Source organism: Flavobacterium aestivum (assembly GCF_026870175.2).
GTDB classification, from domain to species: domain Bacteria; phylum Bacteroidota; class Bacteroidia; order Flavobacteriales; family Flavobacteriaceae; genus Flavobacterium; species Flavobacterium aestivum.
The window spans coordinates 2,166,550-2,180,964 of record NZ_CP113977.2; the positions used below are offsets into that span (position 1 = coordinate 2,166,550).

A 14,415-nucleotide genomic window follows, 5' to 3' on the forward strand; every position below is an offset into this window, starting at 1 on the left:
TTTGTAGGTTTTAAACATTCTCATTAAACCACTTTGGTTAATTATGTGATTCAGTTTCCAGTTGTTTAATTGTTTTCTTAGCAGCGGCCAATCGAATTTTTTTATTTTTTTCTACTAGTTTATGTACCGTCCAGTGTTCAATTTTGTGATGTAAAGGAACGAGTATGGCAGCAATACAAACCATTGTAAGGAGCATGAATATTGGAGAATGATGCGTAAGCTGACCCAGATAAGGATGCAAGAACAGATTCAATAATTCAAAGGCAATAAGAAGGGCAACAACTCCTAAAAAGTTAATTAGTTTTTGATTCGCTATAATAGTATGACTGAGTAGCAAAAACAAAATAACAAAACTAACCAGTCCTAAAGCAATGGCCGCATACTCCAGATTGTTTTTGTGTGTCTCGTTTTCCTGTTCTCTTTTTTCAGCGAGTTCTTTTTGTCGCTCTTTTTCCTGCATAAGCATACTTTCCAGTTTCTTTGTTTTGGTAATGCTATTCATACTGTCGGTTGAAACCTTATAAATTTCGTGGTATTTCAATGCACTGGCTAAATCCCCTTTTTCTTTGTAATTTTCGTAGAGCATTTTTGAAGCCAGCACTTTATAACGATCTAAGGAACTGCTTTCTGCTAACTTATACATCTTGGAAGAATAATAAAAAGTAGAGTCCACGTTATGGGCTTCTTTAAAGTAGGTTGCTAGTCCGTAGAAAGCCTTTATGTAATCATCATTTGTTTTGGAGGCTCGTAATCCAAGTCGGAAATAAGCTAGTGCCAAAGTAGAATTATGCAATTTATTAAACGTTTGACCGAGACCTGACAGAATAATAACATCCCTATCAGAGGTTTGTTTCCCCTTCCTTTTTAGCAGTAGGTTCATGTTATAAGCCTGCTGGAAATACTGTAAAGCCAAATCATACTGTTTCAATACGAAGTAAACTCCTCCTATTTGATAAGTAGCTTCTATTTGCCAATTGAGCTCTTTAGTTTGTTTGGCAAGTGCAATGACTTTTTGTGAATATTCGATACTTTTATTTGCATCACTATAATAGGACATAAAATTGTACAATCGAAGCATGATCCTTGGATTATTTCGCTTCTCACCCAGCTGTATTGCTTTTAGGAAATGCTCCAGTGCTTTAGGTTGGTTGTCATTTTTACCAAAATAATACCCCAAAAAGGCCTGTCCAATGGCTTCGACATCTGGGTTTTGTTCTTTTTGACCTATTGCTATGATTTGATTGGGATAATAAGTAGAGTCATCTAACCCTGCATTCTCGGTATCTGTCCAGATAAGCAACGCTTCGGTTTGCAAGCTGTCTGTTTTCTGATGACGCAACATTTGAAGAAAATGATCCGCTATTCTCTTTTGTGCAGTGGCTGTTAGTGTTGTAAACAATATCAACAAAACTATTAAAGTGGTTTTTTTATTAAGTATGTTTTTGTGCATAAATAGATTGTTAGTTAATAATAGCTTATAAAGGTGTTAAAAACAAAAGTTGTGCCCTGTTATTTATTGCCGCTAACTTGTATAAACACAAAACTTTGCTTCCCATTTGTTAGCTTTTCAAATATATAACTTAATGACGAAAATGCTGATTAAAACATTCTGTTTTTATATCCTTTTTTTAAAATAACTTCTTTTTATCCAGTGTTTTATGGGAAATCACAAACGTTGTTCTTTAGCGAAAAAATCCTAGAGCAAGTAGTAGTAGTAAAAAGTCTTTTGAGAGTGAGAGATTGCTTTTTTGGGGTTGTGGGAGAGAGGTTATAATGGGGAAGCTAGTGTATAAAGATATTTTACTAGGATTGTCGAGCCAATTGCGGAGCTGGTTATTTAGAGAAACTATTGAAAAAATAGCAATATATCTTTAGTATAAAAAAAGAGAGACAGCAAGTCTCTCTTTTTTTGTGGGTAGTAGTTAAAAAAATCATGTATTTATCCTAAAAAATAACTTGAGTTTTTTAATGAATGCTGCGCCATACTATTATTAGGGCACGCCTCTCAATTATGAAGGTATCGCCTTTGCTTTTGATAGGCGCGCTTATGATTTTTGAAGGCGATGCTTCTTAAATAAGTTGTTAGCTATTCGGATCTTGATTAAATTTTCTGTGTTAATCTAAATAAAATCAGATTTGGATTTTCGGCTTCAATGCTTTCCAAATTTTTAAAATTTAATTTTTGAAGAAGGTTGGTCGAACTTTGATTGTCTTTGTGTGTTGATGCATCTATACTTTTTATTCCAAGTGTATCGATTGCATACTGAATAACTTTCCTTGTGGCTTCAATCATTATTCCCTGTCCTTGATATTCTGTTCTTAGTTCGTATCCAATTTCGCATTTCTTTACATCATTTACGAAGTCAAACAAACAGATTGTTCCAATTAGTTTTTCGTCGCCAGTTTTTGTAATCGCCCAATAAAGAGTCTCGTCATTTTCAAGTATAATTTTGATGAAGTTTAAAGCATCTATTAATGTTTTACTAGGTTTTCTATCAAGAAATTTATTTATTTCTTCGTCTGATCGTAACAGTAAAATTTCTACAGAATCATTAATTGAAAGTTGCCGAAGCGTTAATCTTTCAGTCATTAATGTTGGGAAATTTTGAGAACCTTTCTTCATTTTATTTTAGATGGATTTTCAGCCTGAGAGCTAATTTTTTGCAGCTTGGTGATGTGGCGGATTAAGGAAGCCTAAATCTTCGAATAATGACTATTTTACAAGTACAAAACCAACTTCCCATTAAGTCTAAACCCACCATATTGCCAAACGGCGGTTAGCGGTTCGTTGTTCTTCCTGTCATTCGTTATTGTTTTGTTCAATTACTCCCATGGCAGGACATTTATATTGTCCCACCTTCTTTTAAAACTTTCTGTCATTGTTAAATAATTCTCTTTTGTCATTGTTAATTTGTTTGGCCTAACAACCATATCAAAAGCATCTTCAAGTCCATAAGGTGCAAAAATTTCAAATTTGTCTGACCACCTTACTCCAATTGCAAATGCAGACAACCAAGTTTCGATACCGTCTTCTGTTCTGTTAAATTTGTCAATAACATTTCCAAATTTTTTAGGATACCATTCGTAAACATATGCTTGATTTGTAATGTCGAGTTGGAACTTATGTGTTACTATTTTTTCAATATTCGTCTGATGTGATTTTTCTAATAATCGATCTTCGGTGTCAGAGTAATAAACAATATCAAAATCTTTCACATTTTCAAGGTTAGGTCTGCCAAGTATGTTATTCCATATCAATTGAGTTATTGCTCCGCCAGCTAAATAATAGTCTGTTAAGCCATAGTCATTACATTTGTTTAATGTTTCAATGATTTCTGGACAATTATCTAAATATGAAATGAGCTCTTTTCTTCGGTGTGTCATTATTGTTACAGCTTTGAATATTATATTTAAAATCAGTCATTTTTAAAGTTTATAGGGTGTCGCTTATAATGACCGCTAACGTTTCGGGGCTTTGCGTTCGGGCGGGAAATCGAAGTACAAAAGCTGGTTTTATTACTAATGTTTAATTGAAAAACTGCTATTGAACTTTTCACTTCAGCCCGCCTGAAGCAAAACCCTTGTTATCTGTCGTTTTTTTCGGTCGGTTAATAACGCCATTTTTTTACAGTTTCTTCGCCAATGATTTCAGACACAATTTCTTCTGTCCATTCTTCGACATCTTCTTGTTCAGCTTCTCCAAAAAGGTCAGATTGAGCAAATATTAAACATCCCTTTAAATAGTCGTCAAAAGTGTCAACCATTTTAGTTAAGTATGGTTTGTTGTCGTGGTCATAATAGAAAATTTCCTTTGTGTCACTGTGAAAACAAAACATATTTCCGTTTCCTAAATAGTCACTGAATGAAACCAAAAAAGGTAGGTGCATGTTATCAACTTCGGTAAAGTCAGGTCCGTATTCAGGGTTTTTTGCCCAAATGTTTTTTATCCAACCAATTTCATTTAAGTCTTGTAATTGTTCTCCAATATTTGCAAGCCCAAACTTTTGGTAGAAAGTTTTTAAACTATCTGGTAAAGTTGTTTTCAATCGATTTTCAAGTTTTTGTATTTCATCAATTGAAATTGGTTCTTTTAATTCGTCATTCCAATTTTCGGCTATAGAATGGATTATTAATTCTGTCTTAATTTCCCAATTGGCATCTCCAATTTTGTCAAATGGAATGATAATATCTTCTTTTTTATTTATTTCAAGCATATTCGTTCGTCTTTAAGCGTTGTGTTTGTAAAATGGCAGGTAACTTCCCGCCGGCTTTATGAATTTGGGGATTTTTGTTCCCGAACCATTCCGAAAAGACTGAAGCCAAATATACAAAAAGAAGGTTCCATTAAACACTAAAACCCCAATTTCACAAAACCACTGTTAGCTGCCGTTTTTCTTTTCTTGTGAAGAGTTTACTGCTGACATACTAGTTGTCCAAGCTATAAGTGTAAGGGCAACTAATTCCGCTATTGTGCGAACAGTGTGAAGTGTCCACCATTTGTCACGAAGTGAAGTCCAGTTGCTAGGAAGCGAATCAGTTTTCCAATTCAGCATTTCAGTTTGGATAGGAAGATTTCCAAATGTTGAAATGAAAATACATGATGCAAAAAATATGGCAGCAATTAGTAAAATAATATAAACGCTTCTGTTGTTACGCTGAAGAAATGCTGAAATAATTGTTACGATTGTTGCGGCTATAACAAGTGAAACCATCGGAATGTTTAATGATAAAACTAGCTGTTGTTGCTGTTCCAAATAGGTGGCAGGTGTATAGTTGTTAGGGTTTAGTCCTATTAAAATACCAAAGCTTGTCCCAGCAAGTAGGGCAGCTAAAATAAGATTGATAAAGCGTATGAAAGTTATAGTCATAATATGTCAATGGTTTATAGTTTTGTTTCTCTGACAATATTTAGAATTTCGTTCCAGCTGGCAAAAATGACAGCTAACGTTCTGGTACTACAGCGGGTTTGGGACTAAATTAAGCCCATTCTTCGGATTTGCCAAATCCGTTGTAGTAGCTGTTGGTGGATGGATTTATTATGTTCTATTGGTATTCATTCAAGGTTTCAGTATTTATTTCTCCAATACAATTCTTTGTTGTTGAAGCATAATTTTTATAAAAAACCCAATATGTTGTTTTTATATCGAAATCTCGAAGTAACATTAAGTTAATTGTTTCATTTCTGTTTTTTATTTTCACATTGATTTCCAATGAGCCGGTATTTCTTTGACCTGTTTCTTTTTTAATATTTTTTATATCAATCAACAAATTATCATTTTTTCTGATTGTATCATTTATTATTAATTCATAATTTTTGTCAGCAATTTTTTCAATTTTTTCTTTTATTTCTGTTCGACTCAATTTACTTTGAAAAGAGCTTAAACTAAAAATAGAAATAAACGATGAAATTGTCAAAATTGCTGAAACTCTATAATATTTATTTCCTTTAGAAAAAAAAATCACGTTTGATTCTCCTGACTCGTATACTTTGTTTCCAATTCCAAGTATAATAAACACAATAAAAGATACAACTGCAATTATGAATAAAAAAGGAAGTATGTTGTCAATTATTTTTATCATATTTTTTTAGATAAATGTTCTTTAGGAATTTTGGTTTAATCTTGCCACCAACGTTCAGGTACTACAGCGGGTTAGGGACTAAATTAAGCCCATTCTTCGGATTTGCCACCCGAGCGATAGCGAATAGGCGAAGCAAATCATTCAAGTACAAAAACAACTTTCCATTAAGCCTATTGCCCAAATCCGTTGTAGTAACTGTTATCTGTAGTTTTTATTTTCCAAATAGTGAATTCCAAAAACCTTTTGGCTTATCTTCAATTTTAATTTTGGAATTATTTATCTCAGAATTATCATTTGTTAAGTTTCTGATTCCACTATACAATAGCTCTCCTTGTTTTGGAATAGGTGTAATAGTTTCAAGAGGATAGAAGTTATTATAGCCATCCATTCCTACTGGAAAATCTGTTCTTTCAATCCATCTTTTTTCCAATAACTCGGGAATAGGATTCATTTCAATTTTATCGTCAAAACTTTTTTTAGCTTTATCAATAAATTGTTGATCAAAATTGGAAGAAACTTTAGAAAAATAATCTAGACCGTTAGCAGGAATATGTAAAAGAAAAATTTGTGTTTTATCCTTTAATTTGTATATATTCAGAACTTTAAAATAACTATTGGCATTAATACAACAGTGCCCATATTTTTCAACATCTGGATTGATTTCGTATAACTTTGCAGCTTTTGAGGATGCAATAATAAATCGTGTGTTTTTAACTATTCCTCCGCCTTTCCAACTTACATCAAGGAAGTATCCATTTCTTAAAATTTGGCCTTGTTTAAATTGGTTAAGTACATTACTTTTTAAATCACAATCTTTATAGTACAAAGTTGCACCTGGATAAGTCCAATTGAAAATTTCTTCTGAATTTTCCAAAATCTTTTTATCGTCTTCTATCATTTATTAAATTAAATTAATGAATTCTCTTTGGTATTCTAAAATTATCACCAACGTTCCGCGGCTAGGCGCAGTAGCAGTAAATTTAAGAAAAATATTCTGCGTAATGAAAGATTTTCGGAAACCTAACGGTTTCCGGCGGAATGGATAGTAGCTATTGCGAAAAACCGCTGTTAGCTGTAGTTTATGATAACCAACTATTTATAAATAAAAATTGATCGATTTTTCCTTGAAGCAAACCAAAAGTGAAATAATGTAAAGGATTAAGAAAGTGAAAAAAATCTCTTATAATTTCTTTAGTTTTCGGTTCGGCTAATCTTTCATAGCTAGAAAAAAAGACTAAGAAATCTTTATCATAATGTGCTGTAGATTTGTTTCTGATTTTGGCCATTACATCATCGTAACTATAATTTTCTTTGAATTCTGCAAGTTCTCTGTTCAGCATGTCAAAAAAGCCACGGTAAAATTCTTGTTCTTCTTTAGTGACAGTTTTATAAACGTCACTTTTATACTTATGATAAGTGTTTATTGTTTCATATATTAATAGATAAGCGATTTTAATATTGTAGAATTTTTCCCAGTCTGACTTAGATCGTTTTAGATTTCGATATGTGCAGAGTAAATCAATATAACTAGTAGTTGCAAAACAAAAGAATTCAATTTTCATTCTTTTATTTTCAGAGATAATGGTAGACTTAGTATTTAGTTGAGGAATACTTTTTAATAAGTTCACGGCAAATTCAAGTTCTTCTTCGTAATGAAGAATTTTTTGATCGATTTCCTTGAATGTCATCATGGGCAAGACAAATGTTGATCTAAATTACAGTTAACGTTTTGGTACTACAGCGGGTTTGGTACTAAATTAAGCCCATTCTTCGGATTTGCCACCCGAGCGATAGCGAACAGGCGAAGCAAATCATTCAGATATAAAACCATTTTTCCATTAAGCCAATTGCCCAAATCCGTTGTAGTAGCTGTTGTGCGACGTATTTTCTATTTAGTTTTGCAATATACTTCCATATTTGGCAAACTAGGAGGATTGCTTTTTCCTTCAGAAACTAAAACTAAGATAAGTTCATTTTCATTAATTTTAGTTATGCGCGAATTTGTTTTGTTATTGTTTGAAAGGTCAATATATTTTTTCTTTTCATTAAAAGTCCATTTTCCTTTTTGTTTAGTTTTTTCTTTGATAACGACATAGGAGTTATCAGAATTAAACTCGAATTCAAAGGCAATATTATTTGGTAATTGATTTATTCTCATTCCATTCATTATTGCGTAATCTGCTTTCCAAGTTTTACATAAAATTTTGGTCAATTCGGTTTTGGTTTGTGATACATTTTGAGCTTTTGAGTTAAAGTTTATTCCCAATAACAGGCCTAATGTTAAGTATAATATTTTCTTCATTTAAAATCTAGATTTTCATTATTTCCGTTTAGTTTTTTTAATATGTCGCGCAACGGTTCGGGGCTTTGCGATGGTGGGACAATCGAAGCACAAAACTTTAATTTTGCACAAAAGTTGAACCGAAGAACAACTCTTGAACTTTGCAGTTTCGCCCCACAATTGCAAAACCCCTGTTAGCGGTTCGTTATTTTATTCAGATATCATTAAGTAATAATTGTCTAAATCTCTTAAAATAAATTGATTTTTAAGTGAGTTTTCATTGTAATGGATTTCTCTTTCAATGTTTGCGTTTAGTTTTTTAGCATTTTTAAATACTTGGTCTAGATTATCAACTCGAAAGAATAAAATCAATCCGTTTCCAATTTCTTTTTCAGGGTTTGACATAGTGGGATGTTCGTGTTCTCCCCATTTATGAAGACACAAAATAACGACGTTTTCATTTGTTAGAATTTCGAAAGTTTCTCCTCCATGTCCACTGTCGCAACCTAATAAGTTTTGATAAAATTCAGAACTTTCAGGAATGTTTTTTACGGCTATTATTGGTTCGCTTCTTATCATTATGTTTGTTTTTGGGGAGTTAGTTGTACAATGACCGCTAACGTTCTGGTACTACAGCGGGTTGGGACTAAATTAAGCCCATTCTTCGGATTTGCCACCCGAGCGATAGCGAATAGGCGAAGCAAATCATTCCAAGTACAAAACTATCATTCCATTAAGCCAAATGCCCAAATCCGTTGTAGTAGCTGTTGGCGGTAGTTTTTATCTATGTTTCTGCAATTCCTCCAACATTAGCTATTTGTCCACCTACAAATTTAAATTCAAGTCCGTGTTCTGTGTCCAACTTATAGCGAATAGATAATTTGATTGTTTTGTCGTCCAAAACCCTCAAATATATAATCTCTTTAATATTGTCGTTGTGTTTGTCAGTATTGTCAATGTTTAATGCTGGTTCGCCTGATTTTTCAGGATTTTCATAGAAATGTGCATATAATTTTAAATATCTTTCATATGCTTTGTCTTGAATATTTCTGATATTCATTTCGATATTCTCTATAAACATTTGATAAGTTTCTGCAAATTCTGTCAATTGATTTTCGGTCGGAAGTTCTTCAATTTCTTCTCCATCTTCGTCATATTCTTCTCCTAAAAAAATTTCAACGTTTTGCTTGTCAAAAAATGGATTTGAGAAAGTTGTGTCGGACGAAAATCCTGCCCAATCTTCTTCTACATTCCCCCAATATTTATGTATCATATTATCTTTGCTTTTGTTGATGTTTTATTCATTGTCGTCGGTTCTGCAAAATTACCGCCAACGTTCTGGTACTACAGCGGGTTTGGGACTAAATTAAGCCCATTCTTCGGATTTGCCACCCGAGCGATAGCGAACAGGCGAAGCAAATCATTCAAATACAAAATCATATTTCCATTAAGCCAATTACCCAAATCCGTTGTAGTAGCTGTTAGTAGCTGGCGTTATTGGTTTATTGTTTGTTTTTTATTTTCATAAATGTGATAAAATCTTTTAATAAATTACTATTGCTGTCGGAGATATCTCCTGTAGCCATTTTAATTTCTATTTCTCTTTTCGGGATTATAAACGTAGTATCGCTTACCGATGTGCTCATATTTTTTATAGTAAGTAATGAGTAAAGGAAGTAATAGATTAGAAGGATATTTAATGTTATGAATAGTCTTAAAATGAAACTAACAACTTTTTCACGTCTTATTTCCATAACACATTTAGAAGAACAATATAAAAAAACAATGATGTTTAAAAACAGTAAAATAACTGAAGGCTGTCTTGTTTGATTAAAAATGAGGTTATTGAAAAAAGTGTATGTAAAAGATATAATGAAGGAACTAATAAAATAATAGCCTGACCATTTTAGTTCGGTTTGAAATTTTTCTTTAATCTGTTCAGTTTCCATATATTTAATTTTGAAAGTAATTTTGGTCTACGCTTGCTACTAACGTTCTGGTACTACAGCGGGTTTGGGACTAAATTAAGCCCATTCTTCGGATTTGCCACCCGAGCGATAGCGAACAGGCGAAGCAAATCATCCCAAATACAAAATCATATTTCCATTAAGCCAATTACCCAAATCCGTTGTAGTAGCTGTTGGCAGTAGTTTATTTTAGGCTTATCTTCAAATCCATTTCATTTTTCATAGTTAATAGTGCCTCTGCATTTCCTTTTACATCATCAACTGGGTGGTGCGTATGTTTTGTTTTGCGCAAATGTTTAAAATTAACGAATGTGTCTTTAGTAAGTCCTTTGTATAAACTTCCTAGATTTTGAGAACTATGTCCAAAAGGATTTCTACCGATAAAATGATGGAAATACCAACAAATGAACATCCAATCAAAGCCATTATTGTCACTAATAAAAACGGGTTGACCTTTAGTATGTTCCGCTATCCATTTAGCAAAATTTTCCATAACTTCTTTAGGATCGTCAAACTCTAAAGTCTCTTCTCTAGTATGTCCTGAAACAGCTAATGCTTCTGGAATCCAATTTTCAGAAATTGGTTTTAATTTACCATAAAAAGTTGTATCTAAATTCTCCTTTACTATTACTGCGCCAAAGGAAATCATTGAAAAATCTCCTGGTATATGTCCGTCTGATTCTATGTCAACCATTATATAACTCATTATCCTATATTTTTTAAATATTCTCTTTTGGCATTATCATAAGATGTAAAAGGTACATTATTATAGTTATCATCATATCCTAAAATTGACTCACAATATGCGTCACCGTTTTCATCTACGTTACTTATGATGCTTTCCTTTAGTATTTTCCTATCTATCACTACAAACTGGATGAATTCAAGAGGTGGATACCAATCACCAACATCTTCCATAAATTCCATTACAAAAGTATTTATCCCTAGCATTTCAATAAGTTCTATAATTTCAAAAGTCTGTATTGAAAGATTTGATTTATTTTGAATTAAATCGTCTGTTGTTTCATATTGACCAAATTCATTTCGCACATCATCCATTCCGTAATATATTTCAATGGGAAAATGTATATAATCGTTATTAAAAAAATGTATTATTTCAACCGGTATTTGATTCAGTTTATCTTTTGTAATTAATTGACATCTTGTAAAGTGTCCCATTTTGTATTAGATTTTAATTAACTTTTTTGCATTTTCATTCAAGTGTTTTAATATAAAAATATTCTATTTATAGAACTTCATCGGTTAAATTACTGCCAACGTTCTGGTACTACAGCGGGTTTGGGACTAAATTAAGCCCATTCTTCGGATTTGCCACCCGAGCGATAGCGAATAGGCGAAGCAAATCATCCAAATACAAGACCATTTTTTCATTAAGCCAAATGCCCAAATCCGTTGTAGTGGCTGTTAGGCACAGTTATTCTTCTTCTACGTTAAGCATTTTTCTGAATTTATCCTCTATTTCAGCTATTTTAGTTGGTAAATTTTCCTTTAACTCTTTGGATATTTTTGACATTTCGTCGGAATAGTGTTTGAAATATTCAGCAGTTAGTTGTCCGCTTCTAACTCTTTCTTGACTATATCCAAATTCCCAACCTTTATCCCAATATTCATTAAAAATTCCATCAATATAATCACAAAAAGGTTTTGAAAAGAAAAGTTTATTGACCAAATAAAAATTTTTGAAGTCGTTAGTAGCAACATTTGCTCGTTTAGAACGCTCTTGACTTTCCTTGTCTGCGTCTTCAATAATAGGATGCATAAAATTTGTCCAATCAACCATTGCAGAATGTAGTTCAATTAGTTTTTTATATAACTCCAAGATGACTTTAGCTCTTTCTTGATGCAAGAAGCTAAATTGTATTTGATGGGTTATATTGTTTTTTGCTAATTCTGATTTTAAAGGTTCAATTTTCAAAGATAATTCCTCATTTAATTTACTTTTATAGCTTTCAATTTTTTCAGTAAAATCCTTTTTGACAGCTTCAGTCAATCTTGTAAGTTCTTCTATCGTTGTAAGTTTAGCAACTTCTTTTCCTAAAGAAGTCAACCAAGATTTATAAAAAATAAAATATGACGCAATCAGGAATAAAATTACTTCTATTACTATTTCAATTATTTTTTCTGAACTCATAAGTGTTGTTTTATAATTGTGCCTAACGTTCTGGTACTACAGCGGGTTTGGGACTAAATTAAGCCCATTCTTCGGATTTGCCACCCGAGCGATAGCGAACAGGCGAAGCAAATCATTCAAATACAAAACCATCATTTCATTAAGCCAATTGCCCAAATCCGTTGTAGTAGCTGTTGGCAGTTCGGCTTTTTATTTATTCCAATTTTGATTACGTTTCCGCACTGCTTTAAGTTGTAAGTGTTTAATTCTGAAATATGAAAAAACAAATATATTTTTGTGAAAAATTACATATTGACAATTATTCTATTTGTTATTCTTGTTTATACTAATTACTTTTTTTGGAATAAAAACATTAAAATATAACCAATAAAAATTGGGAAGAAGTAAATAACAACAAACCAATAAAAATAAATATACATTTTAAATAAAAATCCCAAAGAATATATAATAAATATCAAAGAAGATATCCATATTATTAATATGCATATTGCCCCAACCATATCTTGTAAAAATATTGATGGCTTAGAAGTGTCATCATTCGTTAACATTAAAAGTAATGCAAATAAAATAGATGATAAAAAGCTAAAAACTAAACAGAACGAAATAATTAATATTAATTCAGATTTTTGATAAAACTCATTATTAAATAGAAATATTGCTATATACCAAAATGGAACTAAGAATAAAATTAAAGCTAATCCTTTTATAGTATCGTGGGCTTCAGTTAATTCTTTAATATATGACATAAATTATATTTTTCGGATTTCTGTTTTTTTTGACAAGCTGACTGCCAACTCATAAATATACGCAACTACTAAAGTTGGAATATTTTTAAATTATTGGTTTTTAATTGTTTAAATCCGACAATATAAAAATGCGCATTGCGTTTTTTTATGTTGTTGATAGTGTATTTTTATCTGAATTTCAAAAATAGGAAAAATTGTATTATAGATTATCTAGAGGACTGATTATTTTTCGAATGTTTTTGTCGTTCACGTGAGTGTAAATAAGATTGTTTTATTGCTATTATGCATATGTTTTTTATGAAAAGATTGCAAATCGGTTCAGCTTTCGGATAGATTTGTGATGATACTAAGCAGTAGACATTGAACTGTAAGCGATTTTGTTGTTATGAAAACCAATGCGCTAGCCCTGATGGAAGCGGCATCCTTTTTCTGGCTCCTTTAGCCTGAAAAAGATACAGCGAACAGCAGGAACCAGCTCCTAAAAAGCATCATAAATCCATTAAAAAATATTGGAAATTTTAGGTTGAAAAACTCAAAATTTTAATGGTAGAATTTTCCATAAAAATTTTGTAATTTTGCAGTCCATTAAAAAGGAAATAGAAAATGTTAGATAGACTTCAATATGTAAAGCAGCGTTTTGATGAGATTTCGGATTTGATTATTCAGCCGGATGTTATTGCTGATCAAAAACGCTATGTGCTGCTTAACCAAGAATACAAAAGTATTAAAGCCTTGGTTGAAAAGAGAGAAGAATACGTTATAGTTTTGGCAAATATTGATGAAGCGAACGAAATCATAACTGATGGTAGTGATGCCGAAATGGTAGAAATGGCCAAAATGCAGCTGGAAGAAGCAAAAGAACGTTTGCCGCAATTGGAGGAGGAAATCAAATTTATGCTGATTCCTAAAGATCCTGAAGATGCGAAAAACGTGATGGTAGAGATTCGTGCTGGAACGGGTGGAGATGAAGCGAGTATTTTTGCAGGAGATTTATTCAGAATGTATACTAAATATTGCGAAGGACAAGGTTGGAGAACTTCTGTAGTAGATATGAGCGAAGGAACTTCGGGAGGTTTCAAAGAGATCATTTTTGAAGTTACTGGAGAGGATGTTTACGGAACTTTGAAGTTTGAAGCGGGTGTTCACCGTGTGCAACGTGTACCACAAACAGAAACTCAAGGACGTGTACATACATCGGCAGCGACAGTTATGGTACTTCCGGAAGCTGAGGAATTTGATGTACAAATTGATATGAACGATGTTCGTGTAGATTTTTTCTGTTCATCAGGACCTGGAGGGCAATCGGTAAATACTACGAAATCGGCAGTGCGTTTGACCCACATTCCAACTGGATTGGTGGCGCAATGTCAAGATCAAAAATCACAACACAAGAATAAAGACAAAGCTTTAGGAGTTTTGCGTTCTCGTTTGTATGAAATGGAATTAGCTAAAAAACAAGCTGAAGATGCATCAAAACGTACTTCTCAAGTAAGTTCTGGAGACCGTTCTGCTAAGATTCGTACCTATAATTATGCTCAAGGACGTGTGACTGATCACCGTGTTGGGTTAACATTATATGATTTGGGTAATATCATGAATGGTGATATTCAAAAAATTGTAGACGAATTACAGTTGGTTAACAACATGGAAAAACTAAAAGAAGCTAGCGAGGTTTTCTGATAAAAAATA

17 protein-coding genes are annotated in these 14,415 nt (G+C 32.5%); 1 reads left to right on the top strand and 16 read right to left on the bottom strand.

Annotated elements, in window-relative coordinates; translation table 11 throughout:
* Positions 1 to 37: 37 nt before the first annotated feature.
* The 16 genes from OZP08_RS09375 to OZP08_RS09450 all read right to left on the bottom strand — a co-directional run bounded on the left by OZP08_RS09375 (position 38) and on the right by OZP08_RS09450 (position 12,726).
* Positions 38 to 1,450: a tetratricopeptide repeat protein gene (locus OZP08_RS09375; protein ID WP_281323556.1), complete on the bottom strand. Its 1,413-nt coding sequence runs from the start codon at positions 1,448 to 1,450 to the stop codon at positions 38 to 40.
* Positions 1,451 to 2,101: 651 nt separating this feature from the next.
* Complete coding sequence (locus tag OZP08_RS09380; protein WP_268849371.1) at positions 2,102 to 2,623, bottom strand: GNAT family N-acetyltransferase; 522 nt, start codon at positions 2,621 to 2,623, stop codon at positions 2,102 to 2,104.
* A 200-nt stretch (positions 2,624 to 2,823) separates the two neighbouring features.
* On the bottom strand, positions 2,824 to 3,384 hold the full coding sequence (locus OZP08_RS09385; RefSeq protein WP_268849372.1) for a nucleotidyltransferase family protein: 561 nt from the start codon (positions 3,382 to 3,384) through the stop codon (positions 2,824 to 2,826).
* A 224-nt stretch (positions 3,385 to 3,608) separates the two neighbouring features.
* Entirely contained in the window at positions 3,609 to 4,214 is a 606-nt protein-coding gene (locus tag OZP08_RS09390; RefSeq protein ID WP_281323557.1) for an SMI1/KNR4 family protein, read from the bottom strand.
* A gap of 165 nt (positions 4,215 to 4,379) precedes the next feature.
* Positions 4,380 to 4,868, bottom strand: coding sequence for an anthrone oxygenase family protein (locus tag OZP08_RS09395; RefSeq protein ID WP_268849375.1), 489 nt, complete (start codon positions 4,866 to 4,868; stop codon positions 4,380 to 4,382).
* A gap of 175 nt (positions 4,869 to 5,043) precedes the next feature.
* Positions 5,044 to 5,580, bottom strand: coding sequence for a hypothetical protein (locus OZP08_RS09400; protein WP_268849376.1), 537 nt, complete (start codon positions 5,578 to 5,580; stop codon positions 5,044 to 5,046).
* Between the two features lie 211 nt (positions 5,581 to 5,791).
* Complete coding sequence (locus tag OZP08_RS09405; RefSeq protein WP_268849377.1) at positions 5,792 to 6,478, bottom strand: hypothetical protein; 687 nt, start codon at positions 6,476 to 6,478, stop codon at positions 5,792 to 5,794.
* A gap of 181 nt (positions 6,479 to 6,659) precedes the next feature.
* The gene (locus OZP08_RS09410; RefSeq protein WP_281323558.1) at positions 6,660 to 7,271 is read right to left on the bottom strand and encodes a hypothetical protein; all 612 of its coding nucleotides are present in this window, start codon (positions 7,269 to 7,271) and stop codon (positions 6,660 to 6,662) included.
* Positions 7,272 to 7,468: 197 nt separating this feature from the next.
* Positions 7,469 to 7,882 (bottom strand): hypothetical protein, encoded by a 414-nt coding sequence (locus OZP08_RS09415; RefSeq protein WP_268849379.1) that lies wholly within the window; start codon positions 7,880 to 7,882, stop codon positions 7,469 to 7,471.
* Between the two features lie 189 nt (positions 7,883 to 8,071).
* Positions 8,072 to 8,440: a VOC family protein gene (locus OZP08_RS09420; protein WP_268849380.1), complete on the bottom strand. Its 369-nt coding sequence runs from the start codon at positions 8,438 to 8,440 to the stop codon at positions 8,072 to 8,074.
* A 205-nt stretch (positions 8,441 to 8,645) separates the two neighbouring features.
* The gene (locus tag OZP08_RS09425; protein WP_268849381.1) at positions 8,646 to 9,134 is read right to left on the bottom strand and encodes a DUF6985 domain-containing protein; all 489 of its coding nucleotides are present in this window, start codon (positions 9,132 to 9,134) and stop codon (positions 8,646 to 8,648) included.
* Positions 9,135 to 9,363: 229 nt separating this feature from the next.
* Positions 9,364 to 9,507: a hypothetical protein gene (locus tag OZP08_RS09430; RefSeq protein ID WP_268849382.1), complete on the bottom strand. Its 144-nt coding sequence runs from the start codon at positions 9,505 to 9,507 to the stop codon at positions 9,364 to 9,366.
* Positions 9,508 to 10,012: 505 nt separating this feature from the next.
* Complete coding sequence (locus OZP08_RS09435; RefSeq protein WP_268849383.1) at positions 10,013 to 10,534, bottom strand: exonuclease domain-containing protein; 522 nt, start codon at positions 10,532 to 10,534, stop codon at positions 10,013 to 10,015.
* Positions 10,534 to 11,007 (bottom strand): hypothetical protein, encoded by a 474-nt coding sequence (locus tag OZP08_RS09440; protein WP_268849384.1) that lies wholly within the window; start codon positions 11,005 to 11,007, stop codon positions 10,534 to 10,536. The genes OZP08_RS09435 and OZP08_RS09440 overlap by 1 nt, the downstream gene beginning before the upstream one ends.
* A gap of 256 nt (positions 11,008 to 11,263) precedes the next feature.
* Complete coding sequence (locus tag OZP08_RS09445; protein WP_281323559.1) at positions 11,264 to 11,980, bottom strand: hypothetical protein; 717 nt, start codon at positions 11,978 to 11,980, stop codon at positions 11,264 to 11,266.
* A 329-nt stretch (positions 11,981 to 12,309) separates the two neighbouring features.
* Positions 12,310 to 12,726: a hypothetical protein gene (locus OZP08_RS09450; RefSeq protein WP_268849387.1), complete on the bottom strand. Its 417-nt coding sequence runs from the start codon at positions 12,724 to 12,726 to the stop codon at positions 12,310 to 12,312.
* 603 nt (positions 12,727 to 13,329) lie between these two features.
* On the opposite strand from OZP08_RS09450, the gene prfA reads away from it, so the two are divergent.
* Complete coding sequence (prfA, locus tag OZP08_RS09455) at positions 13,330 to 14,406, top strand: peptide chain release factor 1 (RefSeq protein ID WP_281323560.1); 1,077 nt, start codon at positions 13,330 to 13,332, stop codon at positions 14,404 to 14,406.
* Positions 14,407 to 14,415 lie beyond the last annotated feature (9 nt).

What these genes read in the sequence shown, in the direction of transcription:
- OZP08_RS09375 (WP_281323556.1), bottom strand. Translation starts at nt 1,450, where the DNA reads ATGCACAAAAACATACTTAATAAAAAAACCACTTTAATAGTTTTGTTG.
- OZP08_RS09380 (WP_268849371.1), bottom strand. Translation starts at nt 2,623, where the DNA reads ATGAAGAAAGGTTCTCAAAATTTCCCAACATTAATGACTGAAAGATTA.
- OZP08_RS09385 (WP_268849372.1), bottom strand. Translation starts at nt 3,384, where the DNA reads ATGACACACCGAAGAAAAGAGCTCATTTCATATTTAGATAATTGTCCA.
- OZP08_RS09390 (WP_281323557.1), bottom strand. Translation starts at nt 4,214, where the DNA reads ATGCTTGAAATAAATAAAAAAGAAGATATTATCATTCCATTTGACAAA.
- OZP08_RS09395 (WP_268849375.1), bottom strand. Translation starts at nt 4,868, where the DNA reads ATGACTATAACTTTCATACGCTTTATCAATCTTATTTTAGCTGCCCTA.
- OZP08_RS09400 (WP_268849376.1), bottom strand. Translation starts at nt 5,580, where the DNA reads ATGATAAAAATAATTGACAACATACTTCCTTTTTTATTCATAATTGCA.
- OZP08_RS09405 (WP_268849377.1), bottom strand. Translation starts at nt 6,478, where the DNA reads ATGATAGAAGACGATAAAAAGATTTTGGAAAATTCAGAAGAAATTTTC.
- OZP08_RS09410 (WP_281323558.1), bottom strand. Translation starts at nt 7,271, where the DNA reads ATGATGACATTCAAGGAAATCGATCAAAAAATTCTTCATTACGAAGAA.
- OZP08_RS09415 (WP_268849379.1), bottom strand. Translation starts at nt 7,882, where the DNA reads ATGAAGAAAATATTATACTTAACATTAGGCCTGTTATTGGGAATAAAC.
- OZP08_RS09420 (WP_268849380.1), bottom strand. Translation starts at nt 8,440, where the DNA reads ATGATAAGAAGCGAACCAATAATAGCCGTAAAAAACATTCCTGAAAGT.
- OZP08_RS09425 (WP_268849381.1), bottom strand. Translation starts at nt 9,134, where the DNA reads ATGATACATAAATATTGGGGGAATGTAGAAGAAGATTGGGCAGGATTT.
- OZP08_RS09430 (WP_268849382.1), bottom strand. Translation starts at nt 9,507, where the DNA reads ATGAGCACATCGGTAAGCGATACTACGTTTATAATCCCGAAAAGAGAA.
- OZP08_RS09435 (WP_268849383.1), bottom strand. Translation starts at nt 10,534, where the DNA reads ATGAGTTATATAATGGTTGACATAGAATCAGACGGACATATACCAGGA.
- OZP08_RS09440 (WP_268849384.1), bottom strand. Translation starts at nt 11,007, where the DNA reads ATGGGACACTTTACAAGATGTCAATTAATTACAAAAGATAAACTGAAT.
- OZP08_RS09445 (WP_281323559.1), bottom strand. Translation starts at nt 11,980, where the DNA reads ATGAGTTCAGAAAAAATAATTGAAATAGTAATAGAAGTAATTTTATTC.
- OZP08_RS09450 (WP_268849387.1), bottom strand. Translation starts at nt 12,726, where the DNA reads ATGTCATATATTAAAGAATTAACTGAAGCCCACGATACTATAAAAGGA.
- prfA (WP_281323560.1), top strand. Translation starts at nt 13,330, where the DNA reads ATGTTAGATAGACTTCAATATGTAAAGCAGCGTTTTGATGAGATTTCG.